Origin of the sequence: Gudongella ferriphila (genome assembly GCF_046224405.1) — a bacterium.
In the GTDB taxonomy this organism is placed as follows: Bacteria; Bacillota; Clostridia; order Tissierellales; family Tissierellaceae; genus Gudongella.
In genome coordinates, this window is record NZ_JBJXRK010000011.1 from 1 (window position 1) to 23,870 (window position 23,870).

General features: G+C 40.8%; 26 protein-coding genes and 1 tRNA gene. 3 read left to right on the forward strand and 24 right to left on the reverse strand.

The features are described from left to right. The first annotated feature begins 71 nt into the window (after positions 1-71). A complete protein-coding gene (gene rpsT, locus ACKVDP_RS07670; protein WP_409228234.1) occupies positions 72-335 on the forward strand; it encodes a 30S ribosomal protein S20 in 264 nt (87 codons plus the stop codon). A gap of 40 nt (positions 336-375) precedes the next feature. On the opposite strand, the gene holA is transcribed toward rpsT, so the two are convergent. Together holA and ACKVDP_RS07680 are read right to left on the reverse strand one after the other, a co-directional pair. After that, positions 376-1,416 carry a DNA polymerase III subunit delta gene (gene holA / locus ACKVDP_RS07675; protein ID WP_409228235.1) on the reverse strand — a complete coding sequence of 347 codons (1,041 nt, stop codon included), beginning with the start codon at positions 1,414-1,416 and terminating at the stop codon, positions 376-378. After that, positions 1,403-3,784 (reverse strand): DNA internalization-related competence protein ComEC/Rec2, encoded by a 2,382-nt coding sequence (locus tag ACKVDP_RS07680; RefSeq protein WP_409228236.1) that lies wholly within the window; start codon positions 3,782-3,784, stop codon positions 1,403-1,405. The genes holA and ACKVDP_RS07680 overlap by 14 nt, the downstream gene beginning before the upstream one ends. Before the next feature lie 122 nt (positions 3,785-3,906). Here ACKVDP_RS07680 and ACKVDP_RS07685 point away from each other — a divergent pair, with 122 nt between their 5' ends. Beyond that, positions 3,907-5,118, forward strand: a complete 1,212-nt coding sequence (locus ACKVDP_RS07685; RefSeq protein ID WP_409228237.1) for an alanyl-tRNA editing protein — start codon at positions 3,907-3,909, stop codon at positions 5,116-5,118. A gap of 76 nt (positions 5,119-5,194) precedes the next feature. Here ACKVDP_RS07685 and ACKVDP_RS07690 read toward each other — a convergent pair. From ACKVDP_RS07690 to ACKVDP_RS07715, 6 genes are all read right to left on the reverse strand, one after another. Further along, positions 5,195-5,291: transfer RNA gene (locus ACKVDP_RS07690), tRNA-Sec, on the reverse strand. A 48-nt stretch (positions 5,292-5,339) separates the two neighbouring features. Beyond that, positions 5,340-6,029, reverse strand: coding sequence for a winged helix-turn-helix domain-containing protein (locus ACKVDP_RS07695; RefSeq protein WP_409228238.1), 690 nt, complete (start codon positions 6,027-6,029; stop codon positions 5,340-5,342). A gap of 18 nt (positions 6,030-6,047) precedes the next feature. Next, positions 6,048-7,958, reverse strand: a complete 1,911-nt coding sequence (gene selB, locus ACKVDP_RS07700) for a selenocysteine-specific translation elongation factor (RefSeq protein ID WP_409228239.1) — start codon at positions 7,956-7,958, stop codon at positions 6,048-6,050. Beyond that, complete coding sequence (selA, locus tag ACKVDP_RS07705) at positions 7,955-9,379, reverse strand: L-seryl-tRNA(Sec) selenium transferase (RefSeq protein ID WP_409228240.1); 1,425 nt, start codon at positions 9,377-9,379, stop codon at positions 7,955-7,957. Before selA ends, selB begins: the two co-directional genes overlap by 4 nt. Before the next feature lie 14 nt (positions 9,380-9,393). Further along, entirely contained in the window at positions 9,394-10,407 is a 1,014-nt protein-coding gene (selD, locus tag ACKVDP_RS07710) for a selenide, water dikinase SelD (RefSeq protein WP_409228295.1), read from the reverse strand. Between the two features lie 35 nt (positions 10,408-10,442). After that, positions 10,443-11,045, reverse strand: coding sequence for a helix-hairpin-helix domain-containing protein (locus ACKVDP_RS07715; protein ID WP_409228241.1), 603 nt, complete (start codon positions 11,043-11,045; stop codon positions 10,443-10,445). 162 nt (positions 11,046-11,207) lie between these two features. Here ACKVDP_RS07715 and ACKVDP_RS07720 point away from each other — a divergent pair, with 162 nt between their 5' ends. Then, on the forward strand, positions 11,208-12,494 hold the full coding sequence (locus ACKVDP_RS07720) for a D-alanyl-D-alanine carboxypeptidase family protein (protein WP_409228242.1): 1,287 nt from the start codon (positions 11,208-11,210) through the stop codon (positions 12,492-12,494). A gap of 43 nt (positions 12,495-12,537) precedes the next feature. On the opposite strand, the gene ACKVDP_RS07725 is transcribed toward ACKVDP_RS07720, so the two are convergent. From ACKVDP_RS07725 to minC, 16 genes are all read right to left on the reverse strand, one after another. Next, complete coding sequence (locus ACKVDP_RS07725; RefSeq protein WP_409228243.1) at positions 12,538-12,921, reverse strand: Rid family detoxifying hydrolase; 384 nt, start codon at positions 12,919-12,921, stop codon at positions 12,538-12,540. After that, the gene (gene rsfS / locus ACKVDP_RS07730) at positions 12,921-13,274 is read right to left on the reverse strand and encodes a ribosome silencing factor (RefSeq protein ID WP_409228244.1); all 354 of its coding nucleotides are present in this window, start codon (positions 13,272-13,274) and stop codon (positions 12,921-12,923) included. Before rsfS ends, ACKVDP_RS07725 begins: the two co-directional genes overlap by 1 nt. Positions 13,275-13,296: 22 nt before the next feature. Continuing rightward, positions 13,297-14,160: an LCP family protein gene (locus tag ACKVDP_RS07735; RefSeq protein WP_409228245.1), complete on the reverse strand. Its 864-nt coding sequence runs from the start codon at positions 14,158-14,160 to the stop codon at positions 13,297-13,299. Next, a complete protein-coding gene (gene yqeK / locus ACKVDP_RS07740; protein ID WP_409228246.1) occupies positions 14,147-14,731 on the reverse strand; it encodes a bis(5'-nucleosyl)-tetraphosphatase (symmetrical) YqeK in 585 nt (194 codons plus the stop codon). The genes ACKVDP_RS07735 and yqeK overlap by 14 nt, the downstream gene beginning before the upstream one ends. Before the next feature lies 1 nt (position 14,732). Next, a complete protein-coding gene (gene nadD / locus ACKVDP_RS07745; protein ID WP_409228247.1) occupies positions 14,733-15,338 on the reverse strand; it encodes a nicotinate-nucleotide adenylyltransferase in 606 nt (201 codons plus the stop codon). A gap of 59 nt (positions 15,339-15,397) precedes the next feature. Beyond that, complete coding sequence (gene yhbY, locus ACKVDP_RS07750) at positions 15,398-15,688, reverse strand: ribosome assembly RNA-binding protein YhbY (protein ID WP_409228249.1); 291 nt, start codon at positions 15,686-15,688, stop codon at positions 15,398-15,400. 16 nt (positions 15,689-15,704) lie between these two features. Next, on the reverse strand, positions 15,705-16,976 hold the full coding sequence (obgE, locus tag ACKVDP_RS07755; protein WP_409228250.1) for a GTPase ObgE: 1,272 nt from the start codon (positions 16,974-16,976) through the stop codon (positions 15,705-15,707). A 148-nt stretch (positions 16,977-17,124) separates the two neighbouring features. After that, a complete protein-coding gene (gene rpmA / locus ACKVDP_RS07760; RefSeq protein ID WP_409228251.1) occupies positions 17,125-17,415 on the reverse strand; it encodes a 50S ribosomal protein L27 in 291 nt (96 codons plus the stop codon). Beyond that, on the reverse strand, positions 17,408-17,767 hold the full coding sequence (locus ACKVDP_RS07765; protein ID WP_409228252.1) for a ribosomal-processing cysteine protease Prp: 360 nt from the start codon (positions 17,765-17,767) through the stop codon (positions 17,408-17,410). The genes rpmA and ACKVDP_RS07765 overlap by 8 nt, the downstream gene beginning before the upstream one ends. Before the next feature lie 2 nt (positions 17,768-17,769). Continuing rightward, complete coding sequence (gene rplU, locus ACKVDP_RS07770) at positions 17,770-18,081, reverse strand: 50S ribosomal protein L21 (RefSeq protein ID WP_409228253.1); 312 nt, start codon at positions 18,079-18,081, stop codon at positions 17,770-17,772. A gap of 108 nt (positions 18,082-18,189) precedes the next feature. After that, positions 18,190-19,425: an Rne/Rng family ribonuclease gene (locus tag ACKVDP_RS07775; protein WP_409228255.1), complete on the reverse strand. Its 1,236-nt coding sequence runs from the start codon at positions 19,423-19,425 to the stop codon at positions 18,190-18,192. Between the two features lie 11 nt (positions 19,426-19,436). Next, positions 19,437-20,138 (reverse strand): TIGR03936 family radical SAM-associated protein, encoded by a 702-nt coding sequence (locus ACKVDP_RS07780; protein WP_409228256.1) that lies wholly within the window; start codon positions 20,136-20,138, stop codon positions 19,437-19,439. Then, entirely contained in the window at positions 20,135-21,949 is a 1,815-nt protein-coding gene (locus ACKVDP_RS07785; RefSeq protein WP_409228257.1) for a TIGR03960 family B12-binding radical SAM protein, read from the reverse strand. Before ACKVDP_RS07785 ends, ACKVDP_RS07780 begins: the two co-directional genes overlap by 4 nt. A 117-nt stretch (positions 21,950-22,066) precedes the next feature. Further along, on the reverse strand, positions 22,067-22,348 hold the full coding sequence (minE, locus tag ACKVDP_RS07790) for a cell division topological specificity factor MinE (protein WP_409228258.1): 282 nt from the start codon (positions 22,346-22,348) through the stop codon (positions 22,067-22,069). A gap of 14 nt (positions 22,349-22,362) precedes the next feature. Continuing rightward, complete coding sequence (gene minD / locus ACKVDP_RS07795; RefSeq protein ID WP_458306238.1) at positions 22,363-23,175, reverse strand: septum site-determining protein MinD; 813 nt, start codon at positions 23,173-23,175, stop codon at positions 22,363-22,365. A gap of 15 nt (positions 23,176-23,190) precedes the next feature. Continuing rightward, complete coding sequence (gene minC / locus ACKVDP_RS07800; RefSeq protein ID WP_409228259.1) at positions 23,191-23,838, reverse strand: septum site-determining protein MinC; 648 nt, start codon at positions 23,836-23,838, stop codon at positions 23,191-23,193. Positions 23,839-23,870: the final 32 nt, after the last annotated feature.

Here is a 23,870-nt window from a genome sequence, read left to right on the forward strand (position 1 = left end):
GTGATTTTTCTCTTGCATTTTGATTTATGACATGGTACAATATCCTTTGTTAGATTAGAGGAGGTGAAATCGTGGCAAATATTAAATCAGCTGAAAAAAGAATTCTTGTAACCGCTAAAAAAACTGCCTTGAATAAGAGTAAGAAAACTGAAATTAAGACATATATTAAGAAATTTGAGAGTGCTGTAGCCAACGGAAATTTCGACGAGGCGAGAGCATTGTTGAAGGTCATTGATAAGAAGCTTAAGAGAGCAGCTCACAAAAACGTAATCCATACCAATGCTGCTGCTAGAAAAGTTAGTCGTCTGACTAAGGCACTTAATAAAGCAATGTAATAAAAACTTCGGCCAAACCGAAGTTTTTTTCTTTTTTGAATTAACTTTTATACGATCTACCACTGGTTGTCAGCTTTACTATCAGCATTTCCATTTCAAGTCTCTGGTCAGAGGATGTTGTTTTGAGATTCCTGTCAGTTTGGAGTATTTCCTCAAGAATATCCCTTAATCTGTTCCTGTCCATTCCGTTCCCCTGAGCAGCTATCTTTCCAAATTCATATGGTTTTATTCTCAGCTTTTCCTGTATTTCTCCAGAGCCATATCCCTTTTCCCTATAGGTGACATACCCAAGCAGCAACCTGAACTGCCTACTTATCATAAATAGGATTCGAGGCACCGGTTCATTCATAAGATATATTTCATTGAAGACCTCCATGGCCCTGTCCGTATCATTCTTGCCTACAGCTCCCAAAAAATCGAAAATGTTCTTGTCGAGAGTCTTAATTAGGACCTGATCCAGGATTATCCGGTCAATGTTTTTTCCAGAGGCATAATCAGCAAGCTTCTTGATTTCGTTGTCAAGATCATATAGTGTAGTGCTTATGTTTCTACTGTTGTAGCTGCTTTGCTGAATAAAGTAGTTCAGATCAGCATAGGACATGGTCTTGCCTCTTTCTGCCAACTTCCCATGTATCCAATCAGCTAGCTCCTTTCCCTTGAGCTTCTCAAACACCACAGCACTTCCAGCTTTATTGAGATACCTGTAAAACTTAGTGTTCTTCTTGATTTTTCCATCTCTGTCATTTATCAGTAAAAGCTGATGATCCCCCAAGCTCTTTACATAATCCAACATTTCATCAGATGATGAATCCTTGTCAAGCAAGGCTTCTGCTCCCCTTAAGACAGTTACTCGCCTTTCTGACATAAATGGCAGAGTCTCACAGCTGGCTTTCAGATCCTCCAGTCCAGCAGTCTTACCATCCAGGTTTGCAAGATTGATGGTCCTCCCTTCTTTTGTCATGAACAGACCCACAAGTTGCTCTACAGCAATATCGAGAAGGTAGGTTTCCTCACCAGTGAATATGTATATTGGATTGATATTACCATTTTCAATTGAATTTTGAAACTCAATGTATTTCATAATTCTTTTCCTCCATTTTTGTATAGGTAATAGTTGATATATAGGATAGTATACAATAAACAACTATCCAGCTCAACCGATAGCCATGCTTAGATATTAAATCTAAAGGATTCATCTGGTACATGGGGCCGTTATAAGGTAGCACCTCCATCTCATCATCCCTTAAGACCACCTTGATCAGGCCTGCTTCATCTGTTCGATAGATACTGGATCCAAATTTTTCCAAGGTTTCCAGCACTGAGTCATGGGGGTGTCCAAAGGAGTTGTTTCTACCAGCGGAAATGACACTGACCTCCGGCAACAGCCGCGAAATATGGTCCACAGAGGATGATGTTCTGCTTCCATGATGTGCAACCTTCAAAATATCAACATCATATCCAGTTAGTAGTCTTTCAACCTCCACCTCTATATCCCCTGTAAAAAGTGTACTCTTCCCTTTGCTTCTGAGTAAAAGAACAAGTGAATTATTGTTTTCATCGGTGTATGAATTACCAGAAGAATATATGCACTCTATGTAGCTTCCACCAAAATCAAACCTACTTCCTTCCTTAACAATGAATACTGGAATGTTGAACTTTTTTACTGCATGCTCCAAATCCGCATCAGGAATAACATTGTTTACATATAGGGCTTCAATTTCCAAATCCTCCATAATTGGGAACAGACCCTTGTAATGATCCTCGTGAAAATGACTTATGAAAACCCCATCAAGTTTTCTAACACCCAGCTTTTTCAGATATGGCAGAGTTATGGCTTCCCCGGGATCGTAGCTTCCGAAAATTGCTCCACCTGTATCAATGAGATAATCCCTGCCTTCAACCCTTACAAGGGCTGAATCACCCTGACCCACATCAATAAAGTGGATTTCTGTATTGGTGGATTCAAACACATGCAGAAGACCCATGGCTGAGATGAGCAAAAGGTATGCCACAATAACCTTCATTATCCTGATATTAAAATATGAAATGTACCTCCATTTCAAAACCACAATTAGAAAAAATACATAAAGGATTATTTGGTGCAGACTTGGTGAAGCAACTCCAAGCGCTTCGATTGGCAAAAATGACAACAGGTCAATCATATACCTCTGAAGATTCAACAGCCAATTTAGTATGGGAGCCAATGCCGGTATTGCAATAATTATAGATCCCAGTATGAGATTAGCCGTAGCCACCGGCACTATCAATATATTGGAAAATAAGGCCATAAGGGGCAACTGATTGAAATAGTAGCTTTGCAATGGGAGAATCCCAGCATTTACTGCCATCACTGCACCAACGGACATTGCAAGCTTTCCCTTTGCAGGATATATCCTCTCCTGTATCCAGGGAGCAATTGTGGCCAGGGATAGTGTTGCACCATAGGATAATTGAAAGCCCAAACTGAAAATCCAGAATGGATTAATCAACAAGCAAATTATATATGATACTGCCAATAAATTGATTGGGTCATATGCCCTGTGCAGGATTTTAGATATCAATACAAATGAAAGCATAACTGAAGCCCTAAGAGCTGATTCAGGAAATCCAACCAGATAGGTGAATAACCAGATAAATATCATGACAGCAGGAATTGCCACATTCCTTTTTACTCCCGTCCTGGACATTATGAAAAGCAGAAACCCTGTCAGAATACCTATGTGAAGTCCTGAAATTGCTAATATATGGGCTATCCCCATCTCTCTGTAAAGCTCATATTCCTCCTGCTGCAAAGAGTCCTTTCCACCTGTTAGAAGAGCCTTCATAAAGCCCGCATTTTCTTTGGACAACCCATTGTCAAATACCATGTCCAATCTATCCTTAAAGGAATTCTGTATTTCATATCCAAATTCAATGGGTCTAGCATTATTTTGTGGCAAAACTTCCTCTGTCCGAAGCAAATGTTTTATGTTTTTAGTCAACAGGTACTGTCTGTGGTTAAATAGCATCGGGTTTGTATTTGCCATGGGCTTGTACAACTGACCCCTTAAAATTATCTCAGTTCCTGGAGATATTGACGAGCCATCGTATATATTGGTCCTTATTTTCTCCTTTAGACCATCACCGTTTATACTATGGATAACTATGTCATAGCTGCTGTAGCCTTCCCTGATGTACTCCCTGTGTACCGTTCCCATTATAAGTACATCCTTATGTAAATAAGCATCCAAGGATGATGTGTGAGAGTAATTTGTATAGAGCATTGACAACAGGAATAGGAGTAGAAGGTAGGACTTTCCAAGATTCCTACCTGTAGACAGCAAGCCAATCCATACTATAAGAACCAGGACTGACAGGCCCAATATGACAATTGATGAAATACTGAAATAATAAGCTGTTAGTATCCCCAACGTGAAAAAAAGAGCGGGGATCAAAGCAGGTCGCTTCATGTATTATCTCCTCAGCACTTTATATTTGCGTTTCGTTGTTATATAATAAAATCAATTATATCACAGAACTGGTTAGTTTCTCTTTAAATATTTAAAATTACAAATTTGAAGGTGGTGCTTTTATGACAAGAAAGCTTTATTGGGAGAATCCATATTTACATGAGACTGAGGCTTCCATAATCAAAAAGGAAAGAAAAAATGGTCTATTCCACATAACTCTTGACAGGACAATATTCTATCCTGATATGTCAGGTGGTCAACCAGGGGATATTGGAACCATTAACGGTGTATCGGTAATTGAAACAGTCGAGAATGAGGATCGCTTAACACATATACTCAAATCAGACATTCCAGGGCCTAAGGTCAAGCTCTCCATCCAATCAGACCACAGATTCGATATGATGCAACAGCATAGTGGCCAGCACCTTCTTTCAGGCGTCCTATACAACCTTTTGGGAGGTGAGACCATAAGCTTTCACCTGGGAAAGGATTATTCATCAATCGATGTGACCCTATCTCATATGGAGCAGGAGGAAGTTGACAATGCTGAGGCCCTGTGCAACAAGATCATCCAATCTAATTTTCAGGTAAAAACCTACTTTGTCAATCAGGAGAAAATTAAACTGCTACCTGTAAGAAAGGCACCCGCAGTTGCAAGCAACATAAGAATGGTAGAAATCGATGGATTTGATTATTCTCCATGCGGTGGCACACACGTGAACCACACCGGCGAGCTTGGATTGCTGAAAATTACAAAGTGGGAGCATTACAAGGGCAATCTGAGGATTCATTTTCTGACCGGACTAAGGGCATTTATGGATTACTCCTCCAAGTTTAAGTCCGTCAGATCCATTTCAAATCTATTGTCCTCCTCCGATGATGACATTGCAGTCAAGGTTGAAAAGCTATTCAATGACAGGACAGAACTTGAAAAGGAGGTCAGATCTGGAAGAGAAGAGATAATTTCAGCCAGAAGTTCCATGCTGGTTGATGGTTCGGAAAGGCTCGGGGATTTAAGGGTAATAAGAGAGCTGTATGACAATTATGATTTCAAGGCCCTCAGTCAGCTGGGAAGTCATATTTCAAACAATTATGAAAGGGTTGTGCAGATCTATGGAATATCGAACAATGGTCTTGGGCAGTTCATAATCAGCAAATCCAAGGATATCAACCTTGACCTTGGAAATGTATACAAACAGTTGTCAACAGAATTCAAACTCAAGGGAGGGGGAAATCCCAACACTGTGCAGGGTTCAGTTCCAACTGCCAATTTGAACCTACTGCTCCAAAGGTCCATGGATATAATTTCCCAGATGCTCCAGTCCGAAAATTAACTATAAGCATATTAAAAAGCACCTTCACAGGTGCTTTTCTAAATATGAACATGCAGTATCATCGTATTAATTTATATGGCGGGAGTATGTGAGAATCGAACTCACCCAGGACGCTCCTAACGCCCCGCGCTGGTTTTGAAGACCAGAGAGCCCACCAGGACTCCTCTACCCCCATATGGCTACAAAAGCCATTATACAATAAATACTAAAATATTTCAATCCTAATTTACCTTGAAAAAGTAACCTACTCCCCATTTTGTAAGAACATACTCCGCAGCTTTGGGATCTTTCTCAATCTTTTCCCTAATTCTCCGTATATGAACGTCAACTGTTCTTAGATCTCCATAATAGGCATATCCCCATACCTTTCCCAACAGTTCCTCTCTTGTGAATACCTTCCCCGGATTTGATGCCAGGACATATAGAAGGTCAAACTCCTTGCCAGTCAGTGAAATGTTCTTGTCATTTCTTGTGACCTTTCTCCCGACGGAATTGATCCTCAAATCCTTTATTTCAACAACATTGCTGTCATTGTCAGAAACCTTGTGGTTTATCCTCCTAAGAACGGCCTTGATTCTGGCTTTCAGTTCCAATATGTTAAAAGGCTTTACCAGATAATCATCTGCTCCATACTCCAAAGCGAGAATTTTCTTGATATCCTCATTCACGGAGGTTATGAAAATAATTGGTACAGATGAAATATTTCGGATATCCTGGCATAATGTAAGCCCATTAATGTCTGGAAGATCCGTCTCCATAAGTACCATATTGTAATCCTTCCTAGATATGTGGTCCAGGGTATTCTTCCCCTCGGAAAGTATATCTATGCGATAATCATCCTGCTCAAGGCTGTATCGAAGCCCCTTCACAAATGACCTGTCGTTGTCTATAATCAGTATTCTACCGCTCATACCTACCCCACCTCAATATCAATTTACAAGTATCCTCTTCTCGCCATCTCTTTTTGTAATTTTAATTTGGTCGAAGTACTCAAGCAGACCAATTGCATTCTTTCTATTCGTATTTAATAGATCTCTGTACTCGGCTACAGATATTCCTCCATTTTTTTCTATGTGACCTATCAACTCCACTTTGGCTAATTCAAGATTTTCAGGCGACAGTATCAAGTCATCGCTGATCTTCATCAGTTCCTGCCTGTTGAGCATGTCCATTATAATTTCCTCTATATCATCGTTTTTACCCAAATCAGACTTTATCAAATCCTCTTTCTTTGGTGGCATAAAAGCTTCCTTGTTGATGATTTCAAGAACCTTGTGCTTTAGCTTAAGCTGTTCACTTGAGTACTCAGGATTAAAATTCTGAAGTGAAATCAGGTCTTTTTCCTGCTTGAAGTGTCCTTTTTGGATCAGGTTTTCAATTATGATCTCTGCAAGCTTTGGTTTTGCCTTCTGTAGGAACCTGCTTCTCATCTCCTCCTTTGAAGCTCCAATTCTCAGTGGATATTTACTGTGAAACACCTGAAGAACCTTTTCCATGGATTCAACAAGGTTGGATATATGATCCATATGCACGGGGTAGATATCCTTGCTAAGCTCATAGAGGGTTACCTTCCCTTTCTCTTGAAGGTTTCTTACCTCTTGGAGAATATTCTCCTCCAGCATGGACGTTTCTCTGGCCATTTCCTTAACAGAAAGGTAAAGCTTAGCTTTGTCAAGAATCATATGCTCTACAATATCTCCAAAATCTCCTTCGTCCTTTATTCGAAGCTCCTGGATATCATCATCGTCAAATCTCTTTCGTTTAGCAGGGTTAGGCTCAAGAATCTCTCCTCCTCCGATTGTAAACATAGGTGAATAGAATCTAAGTATAAACCTATCTCCCCTTTTTGCTACGGTCTCAGATTCAAGTCTGAGTTGAGCATAAGCCTCTTCACCAGGCTCAAGTGCTTCCTTGTCAAGTAGTACAATTCTACAGAGAATCTCTTCAGTTCCCAGATAAAGCTTAAGTCGTGTACGATTTTCAATTATCTTATCCAAATTCTTTAGCAGCTTAATCTTTACATCGAGCATCATGGTACTGACCATGGCATTTATTGGAGCCACAACATTCCCTCTATTGATATCATCCTTCTTAACATTGGCAAGATTCATGGCGACTCTCTGCCCACCGAAGGCTTCCTTTGCATCTTGGTCATGAACCTGTATGGACCTTATCCTGGACTTTAATCCTGATGGGTAGATTTCCACCTCGTCACCAATTGAAAACTTCCCTGCCAATAGAGTCCCTGTTACGACTGTTCCAAATCCTGAAATGGTGAATACTCTGTCAATTGGCAGCCTAGGCATATCATTCAAATTCTTGTCCTCAAGCTCTCCTGCCATATCCTGAATCAAGTTGATTACCTTGTCTATTCCTGTTTTCTTTGTTGATGATACGGGAATGATTGGGCTTCCTTCCAGAAAGGTCCCTTCCACTGCCTCCCAAATCTCCTCCTTGACCAGTTCAATCCATTCCTCTTCTACCATGTCAGCCTTTGTTATTACAACAAATCCCTTCTCCACTCCAGCCATATCAAGAATTGCAAGATGCTCTGCTGTTTGAGGCATTATTCCCTCATCAGCAGCAACTACAAGCATCACTATATCAATTCCAACAACACCAGCCAGCATGTTTCTAATGAATTTTTCATGGCCAGGGACATCAATAATTCCTGCCCTCTGTCCATCGGGAAGATCAAAATATGTGAATCCCAGTTCAATGGATATCCCTCTGTCCTTCTCCTCTTTCAACCTATCCGTTTCTCTTCCAGTCAGTGCCTTTATTAGAGTTGTCTTGCCATGATCTATATGACCAGCTGTTCCAATAATCAGATGCTTCATTTTTTACACTCCTCCAGTCCGTCAATTGCCCTCCGGACGGCCTTGGAGACTATCTCCATTTCAGAATCGTCTATGGTTCTCACATCAAGATATACTTTATCCCTGTAGATTCTGGCTATGACCGGAATGGTATTGGTTCTTAGAAGCTCCTCGAACCTTGCTGTACTTCCTTCTTCAAGTTCAATGACAACGCATTTGGTGGGAAGTTTCTCCATGGGTAATGACCCTCCACCCACCTCAGAATAGTCATCCTGTAGGGTTAAACCAACTCTTTTCTGAAGATCTTCCCTTGACAACATCCCCATCAGCCTTTCACCCTTTTCCTGGAGAATCTCCCTGGAATAGGTTAACATCTTTAAAGTGGGGATTTTAGATACAACAGTATCCTCATCCAGATAGTACCTAAAGGTTGCCTCAAGGGCAGAGATTGTAAACTTATCTACTCTAAAGGCTCTGGTTAGGGGGTTCTTCTTCATCTGGTCGATGAACTTCTTCCTTCCCACAATTATTCCAGCCTGTGGCCCTCCCAAAAGTTTGTCACCGCTGAAGGTAACCACGTCAACTCCGTTCTTCAGACTATCCATCACTGTGGGCTCATAGGTTATTCCATATCTGGAAAGGTCAACAAGTACCCCACTTCCCAAATCCTCAATTAGTGGGATATTGTTTTTCTTGGAAACATCCTTTAGCTCTGAAGCCTCCACTGCGGAAGTAAAGCCCATTATTCTGTAATTTGAGGTATGAACCTTCATTATTGCTCCAGTATCCTCAGAGATGGAAGCCTCGTAATCCCTTTTATGGGTTTTATTTGTTGTGCCCACCTCTATTAGTTTTGCACCACTTTGGGCCATTACATCCGGAACCCTGAAAGCCCCACCTATTTCTATCAGTTCCCCTCTTGATACAATCACTTCCTTCCCTGACGCCAGGGTGCTCAATACAAGAAGAACCGCTGCTGCATTATTGTTGACCACCATAGCTGATTCGGCACCTGTTATCTCAGCAACCACTTCCTCCAGATGTGAATATCGTGATCCCCGGCTACCCATTTCCAGGTCATATTCAAGATTTGAATAGCCCTTGGCAACCTCCCTTAAATGATCTAGTATTTCAGGATTTACAGGAGATCTTCCCAGATTGGTATGGATTACAACCCCTGTTGCATTGATGACAGGTCTTAGCTTAAAAGAACTCTTCTTGCTTGCCAACCTAACTACTGTTTCTCCCAGCTCTCTTATCATTTCCTTGATTTCTTCATGCTCTTTCCCACCATTGATTGAAGCTCTTATGCTTTCGGTGGCAAGTCGAATTGAATCCACAATGGTCTTTCTTGCTACCTTGTCTTCCAGATTTTTTATAAGCTCATTTTCCAGAAGCTCATCTACCTTGGGTATCATCTTATATAGATTAATATCGCTCATTTCACACCAATCCTTTATTCTACGATCAACTGTTTTTCTTCTTTTGTAATAACTTCTCCAATAATTCCGAAATCAACAGGTGATTTGGAAAGACTGTCCAGCAATGCATCCACATTTTCCCTTGCAACTGATATCAAGAGTCCACCTGATGTCTGTGGATCGAATAGAATATCCCTTAGGTATTCTGGTACAGCTTCATCAATTCTAACCTTGTCACCTATGAATTTTCTATTGTTGTAAGCACCTTCAGGGATCAAGCCCATCTGTGAATAATCCTTTGCTTCTTCAATATAGGGTACCTTGCTGCTGAAAATCCTGATGGTCACACCGCTCCCCTCTGCCATTTCCAGGCTATGACCCAACAGGCCAAAACCAGTTATGTCAGTTACGGAGTGAACATTTTCTGTGGCATCAATGGCATTCTTGCCATGAATGTTCAAGGTGCCCATTGAAAGTATTGCCTTATTCTTGGCATTTTCACTTGCAAGCTCTCCTTTTATTGCAGTTGTGATGATTCCTATCCCCAGAGGTTTAGTCAATACAAGTAAATCTCCAGGTTTCGCTGTATTATTTGCCTTCACCTTTTCAGGATGCACAAATCCTGTAACTGAAAGCCCATACTTAGGCTCATCATCGGATACACTGTGACCTCCCACCAGTATGGCACCGGCTTCAGAGACCTTGTCATGTCCTCCTTTCATTATTTGTGTCAAAACTTCAGGGTCCAAACAATCCGGGAAACAGACGATATTCAATGCCAGCCTAGGTTCTCCACCCATTGCGTAAATATCACTTAGGGAGTTGGCTGCAGCAATCTGACCAAAGGTGTAGGGATCATCCACTACAGGAGTGAAAAAATCCAACGTTTGGATTATTGCCAACTCATCATTTATCCTATAAACTGCGGCATCATCTGATGATTCAATTCCAACCAATAAATTATCATCGTTGGCTTTTGGTAAGTGGCACAGAACCTGTGCCAGGACATCCGGTCCTATTTTAGCCGCTCAGCCAGAGCTTTTTGTCATTTGGGTCAATCTATCTTCCAACTTAAATCCTCCTATCAGTTAACAGTAATAAGATCCTTGATCTGCTCAAATTTTGCATCACCTATTCCAGATACATTCATTATATCCTCAGGCCTCTTAAACTTGTTCTTCTCTCTATATTCTACCACCCTGCCTGCTATGACCTCTCCTATCCCAGGCAGGCTCTCAAGCTCCTGTTGTGAGCAGCTATTTATATCCAACAGTCCGCCACCTCCTGTGGAGGTATTCATTCCCGTTTCAATTGCCACCTCTTCCTGGTAGGATGGTATATATATCTTATCCTCATCAACAAGTTTCTTAGCTAAGTTTATTCTATCCAAATCTGCCTGTTTGGTCAAACCTCCTGCCAGGTCAACTGCATCGACAACCCGGTCACCCTCAATGAGCTGGAATATTCCCGGGTGATACACCTGACCGCTTATGTGGACCATTATTACCTTTGGTCTTATATCTTCATTCTCGCCGTCATCCTCAATAGCTTCAGCTTCATGCAAACTCCTTACATCTGTGATTTCCGGCACCTTTTCCTTCAAAACAATCCTGGCTCCAAGTACTCCCAGGATCAGCACGACTACACTAAGTATAGCTATTTGTTCTCTTTTTGTAAAGAATTCCATATGTCCAATACCTCCAGAAAATAGTATAGTATATTATTATATTCGACTTGTTTTGTGAAATTCCTTCTTTTTTTGAAATTCTAGAGCTTAAATAATCCATCTTTTTCTGGTATAATCTATATAGTCAGGTGGTACTGCAAAATATAGGCGAGGTGGTTTGATTTGAAAAAGATATTGATATTGCTATGTATTGTTTTGATTACTGTTTCAAGCTCGGGAGCTTATGCCCAAGCCCTAGATATAGATGGAGAAGCTGCTATTCTCATTGATTATGACACCGGAGAAATACTTTTTCAAAAGAACAGTCATCTTAAGCTGTACCCTGCAAGCACAACAAAAATGATGACTGCGATACTGGCTGTGGAGAACTCCTCCCTCAATGAGCTGGTTATGGTTGACCAGGAAATAGTGAGTCTTACAAAGGGAAGTCATATCGCCCTTGAACCTGGAGAAGTCCTAACAATGGAACAAATGCTACATGCATTGCTCCTTCCATCTGCTAATGATGCAGCTTTGGCAATAGCAAAGCATGTGGGAGGCTCAATAGAAAACTTCGTATCCATGATGAATCAAAAGGCCAACGAGTTGGGTGCCCTTGATACAAACTTTGTCAATCCAAACGGGCTTCATGACGATAGACACGTATCCTCAGCATATGATTTGGCTCTAATTGGTCGGTATGCAATGAACAGTGAAACTATTAGAAGCATTGTAGATACGGTTACATATGAAATACCACCAACAAATATAAAAACTGAAACAAGATATTTTAAAATCACCAATAAGCTATTGTTCAGCTCAGAGCTCATAGACAAGGACGGAGAACTTGTTCCGGCCCGTTATGAACCTGCCTCTGGTGTAAAGACAGGCTATACCTCCCAAGCTATGAATTGTCTGGTTTCATATGCTGAAAAGAATGACCAGCGGCTTATAGCAGCTGTCCTTAAGGCCGATGGTAACATGGTATATTCAGACAGCCAGAAGCTACTGGACTTTGGCTTTGAAAATTACAGTAATACTGTTATAGCGACTAAAAATGAATTTATTGATAATATAGGTATAACCGATGGAGATGCTCCTTTTATTGCAGGGATCCTGGATAGGGATATAAGTTACCCGGTTTCTGAGACAAATACAAACCTGATTGAAAGTAAAGTCACATTGAATGAAAATCTGAAGGCACCCATAGACAAGGGGCAAATCCTGGGCCAGGTTGAATACCTTGTGGATGGGAAGGTGATTGGAGGAGGAAATGTAATCTCCACAGCTTCGGTTAAGGTTGATCCACTTACCGTAATGCCTGGTAAACTATTGAGCAAGTGGTATCTGTTTGTATTTGGAGCTTATTTTATCATGAGGGTTCTAATACTCCAGAATCGGAAGAAGAGAAGAAGATATTCGAGAAAAAGAAGGCAATCAATGTACAGAGTACCCTATGCACCTAAATAGAATCTAAAAGGCCAGGACAATGTTGTCCTGGCCTTTGTATATCCTACTTTGCTACTGCAACAGCCTCTATTTCTATTACTCCATCTTTGGGAAGTCTCGCCACTTCAACAAGGCTTCTAGCAGGCTTGTGATCAGTGAAAAATTCTGCATAAACCTCGTTAATGGCTCCAAAATTGTCCATATCCTTAACAAATACGGTTACCTTTACAACGGTCTCAAGGGAAGCTCCACCTTGCTCAAGCACAGCTTTGACATTGTTCAAAGCAAGTCTTGTAGCCGCTTGGATATCTTCCTGTACCAGCTGACCTGTTTCTGGATCGATTGGCAGCTGTCCTGATGTATAGACAAAATCTCCCACCCTTATACCCTGTGAATAAGGTCCAACTGCTGCAGGTGCTTTTTCTGTTGCCAATGTGTTGATGTTCATTATTTCTCCTCCTTTGAAATTTTCTCATATTCTGACCACAATCTTTCTAGATTGTAATACTCCCTTTCATCTCTGTGGAACAGGTGAACTATAACATCTTCATAGTCAAGAATAATCCATCTTGCACTACCGTATCCCTCTTTGGTGGTTAATGTATGAAACCCAGCTTCCTCCATTTTATCTTCAACCTCATCAGCTATTGACGTGACCTGATTGGAAGAATTTCCACTGGCTATTACAAAATAATCAGCAATTGTTGTCAACTTACCAACTTCCATTGTTTCGATGTTAAAGCCCTTCTTGTCATCAATTGCCTTCTGGATTATTTCCAGTTTTTTGTTCAACTCAGTCATTATATAATCGACCCCCTTTGGTTTATTTAATTCCTATATCTATCAACAGTTGCTCAGTTTCATTGTGATCGTGAATAAAATATGATAGGCCCTCCATCATTTTTGCACTTCCCGGCAAGGTGTACCCATTTATTTTATCCATATCAAGCCTTAAGCTCTGAACACCGTAAATAACCATTTCAAAAAACGAAATGTTTGTCTCCATATTATTATTGTATATACCTATCATGCCGGGAATTTTAGAGATATTCCCCAACTTTATGCTTTGCCCAAAAAGCTCCTTCATAAACTCCTGCTGTGCTCTCACTCTTCCCAGGTCTGCATCCTTGTAGCCCTTTCTGAACCTTAGATATTGAAGTGCCTTTTCTCCATCAAGTGTCTGTTCCCCTTCCTTCAAGTCAATATGAAGTGGCGGATCTGCCACTGGATCTGAATATTTCATGTCCATCGGCACATGAATATCCACCCCTCCTACAAGGTCAACAAACTCCTTTACAAGCTGATAATCAGCTAAAACATAGTGATCCAGCTCTATGCCCAGCAGATTCCTTACGGTGCTTAAGGTAAGCTCCGGTCCTCCGTATGCGAATGAATGATTAATCTTTTCAGGACTCTTTCTGCCTTCAATAGGTGCCCTGGTGTCTCTTGGAATTGATATTATGTTTATTTCTCCTGAAGAGGTGTTCATATCCACAAGCATAATCGTATCTGACCTGACACTGGAAACCTCACTGTAATCACTTGAGTCTATGCCAAGAAGAAGGAATCTTTCATGATTCTCCTTTGAACCCATGAAGCCTCCGGCTAAAAACAGCAAGGAGAGAAAAATCAAAAATGATACCACAAACACTCTAATAAACACACTATTATTTTTACGCTTTTTCATTTATATTCTCCCCTAAACGCTTTCCAAGGAGAAAGTTTCTCGCATGTACAGTGTTCACATGGATAATGCTCTTCTTCTTTAAAAGGTATGATATGGTACTGTCCAAAGCCATAAAAATAGCTTCATCCAAGTCCTCCAAAGCCTTGGCTCTTATGATCTGGATCCCTTCAAACTCTCTTCCAGGCTCTATGAAATCCGCCAAGAAAACTATCTTTTCAACAGTTGTCATGTTCTCTCTTCCTGTTGTGTGATATGTAATTGCGTTTAGGATTTCCTGATCTCCAATATTGAAGTATTCCTTAACCATTCTGGCTCCCAATGGGCCATGAATAAGCTCTGTGCTTGTGATTGTAACATCGTCAAGCTTAAGGCCGTATTCTTTAGCCAGTCTTAGAGACTCTTCCAGAGTCAGGTTCTTCGCAAAATCATGCAAAAGGGCTGCAATTTTCACCTTGTCCTCCGGTGCCTTGTGCCTTTTGGCCAAGCTAAGGGCCTCTTCAACTACACTAAGAGTATGGTTCAGTCTTTCCTCTCCAATTCTATCTTTTAAAACCTCAATTATTCTATCCATTTCATTCCCCTTTGTATAAGGATTCCCTTTTGATCTCTTCAATAAGGATATCCGGAATCATATACTTTACTGATTGGCCCTTATTTATCCTATCTCTGATTTGGGTTGATGATATCTCAACCTCCGGACCTTTACTCCTATTGATTTTAAAACCATAACCATTCCTCAGACTCCATAGTTTTTCCTCAATTTCTTCCTCGGAGTGGGTGCCACGGCCATACATTATAAAATCAATCTCTTTGGCAATTTCCTTGAAATTTTTCCATGTTTCAAGCTCGAACAAGGTGTCTGTTCCAATTATAAAGTAGAGCTTCTCATATGGATATTCTATACTCATCTGCCTTATTGTGTCAATTGTGTAGGAATACCCTTCCCTTCTAAACTCAATATCACTCATCTGAAAATATGGATTATCCTCAATCGCCAGTTCCACAAGTCGCATTCTATAGCTAGCATCAATAACATCCCCACCAATTTTGTGTGGTGGATTGGCGGATGGTATATAAATCACTTTATCAAGATCCCACTCATCCCGAATGTATTCCCCTACAAGCAGATGACCCATATGAATTGGGTTAAAGGTTCCACCAATTAATCCAATTGCCATTATATCCCTCCTTCTCCCAGATGACATAGGACTTCAGAAATATCTGAAGCCCACTATCCCTAGGGAAGCACGATTGTTTTGTTGTCCTTTGATTCCCTGTAGATTACAAATCTTCTTCCAATACTTTGTACAAATTCTGCATTAAGTGTCTCGACAAGCTCCACCGCTACATCAGTGGGGTCAAGAACACTGTTTTTCAATACGCTTACTTTTACAATCTCTCTTGCAGTCAGAGCATCATCCACCTGCTTGACAAAATTCTCTGTCAAACCATTCTTTCCCAGCTGAAATATTGGGTCTAGATTATGTGCAATGCTCTTTAAATAACTTCTCTGTTTTCCTGTTAACACTTTTTCACTTCCTCTTCTATTCAAAAAATTCAAATTCGTAATCACAGATGAATACTGAATCTCCCTCGGTTATCCCCAGTTCCTTCAGCCTGTCAATGACACCTTTCTTTCTTAGCATCTCCTGAAAATATCTCAGGGAATCAGAATCATCCATATATGTGGATCCCAGGAGTCTTTCCATGAAATCTCCCTCTACAATGAATCTTTCATCCTCTTTTCGGACAATTATTTCATCACGTCTGGGAGCAATGGCTTCCACATATTCTTCATCATAAGTTTCGTAAGATGTCTCAGTATTCTCCAGAAGATTCCAAATTGCATAAACCAATTCCTGAATTCCTTCCTTGGTCGCTGCTGAAACCTCGAGAACCTGATGCCCCTTGGGTATGAATTCTTCCTTTATTCTATCAATCCATTCATTGGATGAGGGCAGGTCAATCTTGTTTGCAACTATTATCTGAGGCTTGTCCCTCAGCTTCTCATTATATTGAAACAGCTCTTCATTGATCTTGTGGAAATCATCAATGGGATTTCTTCCTTCGCTACCGGATGAATCCAGTACATGGACCAGCACCCTGGTTCTTTCAATATGTCTCAGGAAATCATGCCCAAGACCTGCTCCCTGTGAAGCGCCTTCGATAAGTCCAGGTATATCAGCAATTACAAAGCTTTTTTCTTCCCCTACCCTTACCACTCCAAGATTTGGTTTTAGTGTAGTAAAATGATAATTTGCTATCTTTGGCTTTGCTGCTGATATTGTTGATAATATTGTTGATTTCCCAACATTTGGAAACCCTATCAAGCCGACATCAGCCAAAAGTTTCAGCTCCAGAACGATTTTTCTTTCCTGCCCCTTAGTCCCTGCCTCAGCAAAACCAGGTGCCTGGCGGGTAGCTGTGGCAAATTTTGCATTTCCACGTCCACCTTTACCGCCTTTGGCAATCACAAATTCCTGACCAGGCTCCTTCAGGTCAACTATAACCTTACCAGTCTCCTCATCCTTTATCAGTGTACCTACCGGCACCTTAAGGTAAGTGTCTGAACCATCCTTGCCAAATTGCTTTTTTGCCCTGCCGTCTTCACCGTTTTCTCCTACGTAGGACCGTTTATATCTAAAGTCCATTAACGTTCTTATTCCTTCATCCGCATAGAGTATTATGGAACCACCTTTTCCCCCATCTCCACCATAGGGGCCTCCAGATGGCTCATACTTTTCCCTTCTCCATGCAACTATACCATTTCCGCCTTTTCCTGCCTTAACAGATATTTTTGCAACATCAATAAACATTACCATCATCCTCATTTACATTATTTATACATTCTGGGTCTTAGCCATCTATTATTTGTTACCCCAAAAAGCACCTTTAACACTGTTCTTGGGAAACATCAGCTCCAATACAAAAAAATTAAAGCTTACCAGACGGTAAGCTTAAAATTTACGCTAATTCTTCTCGAGGATAGACGCTAACTTGTTTCTTGTCGCGACCTTTTCTTTCATATTTAACAACACCATCAACTGTGGCAAATAATGTATCATCCCCACCTATTTGTACGTTGTTACCTGGATGGATTTTAGTTCCTCTTTGTCTTACCAAGATATTTCCTGCCAATACAAACTGTCCATCTCCTCTTTTGACACCAAGTCTCTTAGACTCACTGTCTCTACCGTTCTTTGAACTACCTACTCCTTTTTTAGAAGCAAACAATTGTAAATTCAATTTAAACACGAGTTCCACCTCCCCTATATTCAAGAGTGATATATTTAGGGTAACTTTCTATCATTGATTTGATTCCGACCTCGTAGGTCCTTAATATCACCTGGACATCGGATAAATTACCGTTTCCCATTTCTGTATCCATATTCACCTTCATATAGCCCATATTATCGTCAACCTTGTAGTCAAGGCTTGCTTCATCTATGCCGGCTACTTCTACAATGGCTCTAAGAGCCGTGTAACCCAAAACCGATGCAGCCGCACATACAATATCTTCTCCATATGGTCCATATTCCGCGTGTCCTGACATCTCAAAGGATACCATGTTCCCTGTTTTGTCAGTTTCAATTATTACCTTGATCATAATTAACCTACAATCTTGTCAATTTGAACCTTAGTAAATGGTTGTCTATGTCCTTGCTTCTTTCTGATGTTCTTTTTAGCCTTATACTTGAACACCACAATTTTCTTTGCCTTGCCTTGAGCAAGAACCGTTCCTTCAACCTTAGCTCCTTCTACGAATGGCTTTCCAGGAGTCACTCCTGAATCAGTTGACATTAAAAGAACTTTGTCAAAATTAACAGCGTCGCCTTCTTCAGCGTTTAGCTTCTCAACGAAAACTACATCGCCTTCCTGAACTTTATATTGCTTACCGCCTGTTTCAATAATTGCGTACATTTACTGCACCTCCTCTTACCTAGTCTCGCCAATATCAGGTGACTATGCTTAAAACCCATATTGAGCGGCTCTACACCTAAGATAGTTTAACAAAATAAACCGCTATTGTCAAGCTTCATTTTTCCTAATTCGGCCTCTTCCATTGCAGGTCGGGCATACTATTGTTGTCTCCTTGTCAAGTGTAGGCCTGTTTCTCTTTCTGACAACCTCCACAAGATTCAGCTTGGTCATTCCCACCACATAGGGCTTATTCTTGTCTTTTCTGAATTCCTTATCCAGCTTTCCAAGTACTATGTCTATGTTATCCTGGCTTTTCATGTCGATAAAATCTACAATAATTATGCCTCCAATATCCCTTAGCCTGACCTGCCTTGCGATTTCCACAGCAGCTTCGATATTGGTCCTTACGATTGTGTCACTTAAAGTAAGGCTTCCCACATATTTCCCGGTGTTCACATCTATAGCTGTAAGGGCTTCAGTCTCGTCAATGACAATATACCCCCCACTTTTAAGCTGAACCTTCCTTGAAAGAGCCTCCTTCATATCCATTTGTATGCTCATATGGTAATCCATATTGTATTGCTGGTCAAACTTCAATCTATCCTTTAGATTGTAGTCACTTAACTTTGTGGTTGATTTGAGATAATCATAAATCTCCTTGCTGTTGGTAACAACATCAGTCTTGGATTCATCATAATAATCCCTTAGTATCTGGAGAACCAGGACTGGTTCGCTGTAAATCAGTTTTGGTGTAGGAAGATAGTTTCTCTCTCCTTCTATCTTCTCGAAAATTCTAACCAGCTCCTTGTATTCCTCCTGTAGAAGTTCCGAAGCCACACCCTGGGAAACGGTTCTAAAAATCATTCCCATATTGTCCCTTTCCAGATCCTTACCCAGATGCTTTAGTCTCTCAATCTCTTCCTGGTCTCTGATTTTTTTTGATATGTTAACCCTGTTTGAATAAGGAGTGAGAACCATATATCTTCCAGGTATTGAAATATGTGTCGTTACTTTTGGTCCCTTGTTTCCCAAAGGCTCCTTCACAACCTGAACCATGATATCCTCACCATGTTTCAAGACCTGGTCTATGGTCAATCTATCCCTTGAGTACATCATCTCTCTGCCGAGTGCATCCTTTATGTTCAGATAGGCATTCCTCTCCTCACCTATGTCAACAAAGGCAGCTTCCATTCCTTGAAGAATATTCACCACCCTACCTCTGTAGACATTCCCAAGAAGCCTGTGCCTGCCGGTGTCTTCCTTGTAGTATTCAACAAGTCTGCCATCCTCTACAATACATATTCTATTGATCCCATCCCGTGAATCGATGTATATTGTGTTCATTGGCTGCACCCCTATGCAAGTTCCTTGATTTCCCCATCCTCATCTGCAAAAACATCAAGACGTTTTATCATAACCATGTCCAGGTCAATGCTTAGTTCAAGCTCCCTCTCCATGGCTTCAACAAGCTCAATTGGCTTCAGGTTGCCTGACTCTCCAGATTTCAGGAGAGCACTTAACACGTGAAAACCCTCACTGTCCTTGCCCTTGTATGTTATATTTCCAATGAGGGGTTTAATGTCAAGTTGTCTTTCAACCTTCTTTTTGCCCTTCTTTTTCTTCTTTGTAATATTAACCTGTGAAAGTCTGTTCCAGCGTGTCAGAGCTCCCTCAAAGTAAATATCTTCATCCAATTTCTCAGACACGAATCTTATCTCGTAGTGGGACCATGCTATGATTGAGGTCAGAGATGCTCTCCTTTCAACTGTTTTACATCCTATAATCTGAATTCCCTCAGGCAAAGCATTATTCATCCTTTCAATGAAGGTTTCCGGATTCATCCTTTCAGCAAGCTCCACATCCATGTATTCTGCCATGCTTTCAGTACCCAAAGGCAGAGGATTCCCAATTGAAAATTTTGGATGAGGGTTAAAGCCCTCTGAAAACTTTATTGGTATTCCAGCCTTTGAAAATGTTCTGGTAAACAATCTTACCATGTCCAAATGAGAAAGATACTTCAAATATCCAACCTTGGTAAATCTAGTTCTTAAAATCAATTGAATACCCCCCACATTGCACAATCCTTTATCCCGCATCCAGTACAGCCCAATCTGCAATCCCTTGTGGTTTCACCCTTTATGGCCTTGGTGTATTCATTCTGGAGATACTTCTTGCTTGGTCCTGGGTTTATGAAATCCCATGGTAGATTCTCTGAAAAGTCTCTGCTGCGATTGGCATAGAAGCTCCCGTCCATTCCAAGCTCACTCATGGCTTCCAACCAGGTTTCATACTTGAAATGCTCAGACCATCCATCAAATCTGCAGCCCTTCTCCCAAGCTCTGTAAAGCAAGCTGCTTACCCTTCGGTCCCCTCTTGCAACTATTGCTTCCATATAGCTGACTCTTGGATCATGGTAGTTAAAGGTTACCTTCTTATCCTTTATACTTCCCTTTACAAAATTAATTTTATCGTTGAACTCCTCTATTGTATCCTGCCCATGCCATTGGAAAGGAGTAAAAGGCTTTGGAACAAAGCAGGACGCACTCGCTGTCACTTGAAAATTACCCTTTCGCTCTTCAGGTGGTCTGTTGAAAAACAGGTCCTTCACTAGATATGACAGCTCCTTTATGCCCATTACATCCTCATCTGTTTCAGTTGGGAGCCCGATCATGAAATACAGCTTGATTCTTGACCAGCCTTCCTTGAATGCATAGCTGACAGCATTTACAAGGTCATCCTCATCAACGCCCTTATTGATAACATCTCTCAACCTCTGGCTTCCCGCTTCCGGGGCAAAGGTCAGGCCTGTTTTCCTAACCTTCTCGATTTCCTTCAAAATATCTATGCTTACAGAATCCAACCTTAATGAGGGTAGGGATACACCAACCTTTCTATCCTCGAATCTTTCCATAAGACTTGATATCAGCAGGTGAAGCTGCGAGTAATCACAGGAGCTCAGGGATGAAAGTGATATGTTTTCATATCCTGTGGAATCTACAAGCTTTTCTGCCAGCTCCATTAGCCTATCTACAGATTTTTCTCTTATAGGTCTATAAATCATTCCCGCCTGACAGAATCTGCATCCATGGGTGCAGCCCCTAAATAGCTCCATGGAGATTCTGTCGTGTACCGTCTCCATATACGGTACTATCATCTTCTCGGGAGAAAACATGCTGTCCAGGTCTCTGATCATTCTCTTGTCAATGACTTCCGGTATTCCTGAAATCATTGGAAATCTATCCTTGATGGTTCCATCGTCATTATAGTTTACATCGTATAAGGATGGTACATATATACCCTCCATTGTAGCCTGCACTTCCTCAAGGAATTTTCTCTTGTTGTAGCCGTTTTTTTTGTGCTTGTCATATATTTTCATCAGTTCCAGTGTAACCTCTTCCCCTTCACCAATGACAAAAAGGTCCATAAATTCCCACAATGGTTCAGGATTATATGCACAAGGACCACCGGCAATAACCAATGGAAAATCCTCGCCTCTTTCCCTGGAATGGATGGGTATTCCTGCCAGGTCCAGGATGTTCAATATATTGGTATAGCTCATTTCATACTGTAATGTGAATCCCAAGAAGTCAAAGTCCTTAACTTCCTCCTTGGAATCGATTGTAAATAGGGGAATTGACTCCTTTCTCATCTGCTCCTCCATGTCAACCCAGGGTGCGAAAACCCTCTCACAGGAGTATCTTGGTTCGTTGTTTATGAGGTTATACAGTATGTGCATCCCAAGATGTGACATACCCACCTCGTAAACGTCCGGGAATGAGAAAGCAAAGCGAACATCAACCTCATCAGGGTTTTTTTGTACCATATTCTGCTCCATTCCGATATATCTGGAAGGCTTCTCAACCTTCATTAAAATTTTATCCAATTTATATTTATTTATCATTCCATTCACCTTTCAATTGTTTTGCTTGTCCCTATGACAACATTACACACAGGAAAAGAAAAGCTCTAACCAAGGTTAGAGCAATCACTTCTTCTTGTCTTTTACATTAACAATGGGGATATTGGCAACCAGTGCTGATACAGGAGATTTGTTGCCTTCTTTCTTCATCTTAGTCATCTTGATTTCAATTTCTGACTCATCTATTTCTGCGTATTGAGAAATCACCTTGACAATATCACCCTTAATCATTTCAAGAAATCTAGGAGACAGGTCGGAGCGATCATGAACCAATACCAACTTCAGTCTTTCTTTTGCAACATTCTTGCTGTTTTCCTTTTTTCTAGTAAACATTTTGAAAAAATCCAAACCGTTCGCCTCCTTTACTTGCCAAATATAAGTTTAAGAACCTTGCTGAACTTACTTTCATCATTTTCTTCCAGATTCAGTAACTCCACTTCCTCACCAGTGATTCTCCTTACAATATTCCTGTAAGCCTTTCCTGCCAAGGCCTTTTCATCCATAACAACAGGCTCACCTTTATTTGTAGAGATTACAATTGATTCGTCATCAGGAACTATTCCAATAAGGTCAATTGCAAGGATATCGATAATATCATCAATATTCATCATATCCCCTCTTTTGACCATATCAGGTCTTATACGATTGATTATTAGCTGAGGGTCATGAAGTTCATTGGCTTCTAGAATTCCAATTACCCTGTCCGCATCCCTTACAGCTGAAATTTCAGGTGTGGTAACAATTATTCCACGGTCTGCTCCAGCGATTGAATACTGGAATCCCTGTTCAATACCTGCGGGTGAGTCAATTATTATATAATCATGGCTCTTCTTAAGTTCATTAACAAGTTCAACCATCTGCTCAGGCTTCACTGCTGTCTTATCCTTTGTCTGTGCAGCTGGCAATAAGTAAAGTTTCTCATGTCTCTTGTCCTTTATCAGTGCCTGCTTAAGTTTGCAGTTTTTTTCAACTACGTCAACTATATCATAAACTATCCTGTTCTCAAGACCCATTACCACATCAAGATTTCTAAGTCCAATATCCGCATCAAGAACTACAACCGAATATCCCAGTTTTGCCAACCCGGTCCCGATATTTGCACTTGTGGTTGTCTTGCCAACACCACCTTTACCGGATGTAATAACAATAGCTGTTCCCATTTTCTCTTTAGCCATTTATGTTCCTCCCTTTTATTTATTAGGTAAATAAGGCTCGATTACAACTGCTCCATCAACCACTTTTGCAATTTCAGGATATTTGTACTGTATATCATCCTCAGGTGGTCTTACTATATAGTCTGCTATTCTAAGCTGTGTGGGCAACAGACTATATGCCGCCACAACTGCATATCTATTTCCTCCAACTCCTGCCTGTGCAACACCTCTCAGGGACCCAAGCACTACAATGTTTCCCTTTGCCTTCAACAGTGCTCCCGGATTAACATCACCTATAACAACAATATTTCCGTTATAGGACACCTCCTGGCCAGACCTTAGTGTCCCGTGTACAAACTTGGTCATGCCCTCCTGCACAACCTCAGATTCAGACACAATCACGTCTTTATTGGGCTCATAATTGGCAGAAACCATTTCTTCTGGTAATTTTTCAATTTGAATTTCAAAATCATATTTATACTTTAGAAGCAGCAATATTTCAGCCCTATTTTCCTCTGAGAGCTCATCTCCCCTCACACCCAGGAATCTGCTACCCTTAAAGAAATTTGAAGCCGTCTTCATCTTGCTTTCAAGCTCGGTTTTAATCACCTCAAGGTCGTTTCCTTCCACATTAAGGTAAATGCCATCAGCTACACCCTTTATTGAAACAACATCTTTTTTCATGTGCTACCTCCAAATAAATGCCTTATTCTAAT

Excerpts from the sequence above, each read along its gene's own strand:
- ACKVDP_RS07735 (WP_409228245.1), bottom strand. The coding sequence starts at position 14,160 with ATGAAAAAGCGTAAAAATAATAGTGTGTTTATTAGAGTGTTTGTGGTA.
- ACKVDP_RS07725 (WP_409228243.1), bottom strand. The coding sequence starts at position 12,921 with ATGAACATCAACACATTGGCAACAGAAAAAGCACCTGCAGCAGTTGGA.
- ACKVDP_RS07685 (WP_409228237.1), top strand. The coding sequence starts at position 3,907 with ATGACAAGAAAGCTTTATTGGGAGAATCCATATTTACATGAGACTGAG.
- selA (WP_409228240.1), bottom strand. The coding sequence starts at position 9,379 with ATGAGCGATATTAATCTATATAAGATGATACCCAAGGTAGATGAGCTT.
- minC (WP_409228259.1), bottom strand. The coding sequence starts at position 23,838 with ATGAAAAAAGATGTTGTTTCAATAAAGGGTGTAGCTGATGGCATTTAC.
- obgE (WP_409228250.1), bottom strand. The coding sequence starts at position 16,976 with ATGTTTATTGATGTTGCAAAAATATCTGTTAAGGCAGGAAAAGGCGGA.
- rplU (WP_409228253.1), bottom strand. The coding sequence starts at position 18,081 with ATGTACGCAATTATTGAAACAGGCGGTAAGCAATATAAAGTTCAGGAA.
- nadD (WP_409228247.1), bottom strand. The coding sequence starts at position 15,338 with ATGGCAATTGGATTAATTGGTGGAACCTTTAACCCAATTCATATGGGT.
- ACKVDP_RS07765 (WP_409228252.1), bottom strand. The coding sequence starts at position 17,767 with ATGATCAAGGTAATAATTGAAACTGACAAAACAGGGAACATGGTATCC.
- rsfS (WP_409228244.1), bottom strand. The coding sequence starts at position 13,274 with ATGACTGAGTTGAACAAAAAACTGGAAATAATCCAGAAGGCAATTGAT.
- ACKVDP_RS07775 (WP_409228255.1), bottom strand. The coding sequence starts at position 19,425 with ATGAACACAATATACATCGATTCACGGGATGGGATCAATAGAATATGT.
- ACKVDP_RS07680 (WP_409228236.1), bottom strand. The coding sequence starts at position 3,784 with ATGAAGCGACCTGCTTTGATCCCCGCTCTTTTTTTCACGTTGGGGATA.
- ACKVDP_RS07785 (WP_409228257.1), bottom strand. The coding sequence starts at position 21,949 with ATGAAGGTTGAGAAGCCTTCCAGATATATCGGAATGGAGCAGAATATG.
- selB (WP_409228239.1), bottom strand. The coding sequence starts at position 7,958 with ATGAAGCATCTGATTATTGGAACAGCTGGTCATATAGATCATGGCAAG.
- ACKVDP_RS07715 (WP_409228241.1), bottom strand. The coding sequence starts at position 11,045 with ATGGAATTCTTTACAAAAAGAGAACAAATAGCTATACTTAGTGTAGTC.
- minD (WP_458306238.1), bottom strand. The coding sequence starts at position 23,175 with ATGGCTAAAGAGAAAATGGGAACAGCTATTGTTATTACATCCGGTAAA.
- holA (WP_409228235.1), bottom strand. The coding sequence starts at position 1,416 with ATGAAATACATTGAGTTTCAAAATTCAATTGAAAATGGTAATATCAAT.
- ACKVDP_RS07695 (WP_409228238.1), bottom strand. The coding sequence starts at position 6,029 with ATGAGCGGTAGAATACTGATTATAGACAACGACAGGTCATTTGTGAAG.
- yqeK (WP_409228246.1), bottom strand. The coding sequence starts at position 14,731 with ATGGATAGAATAATTGAGGTTTTAAAAGATAGAATTGGAGAGGAAAGA.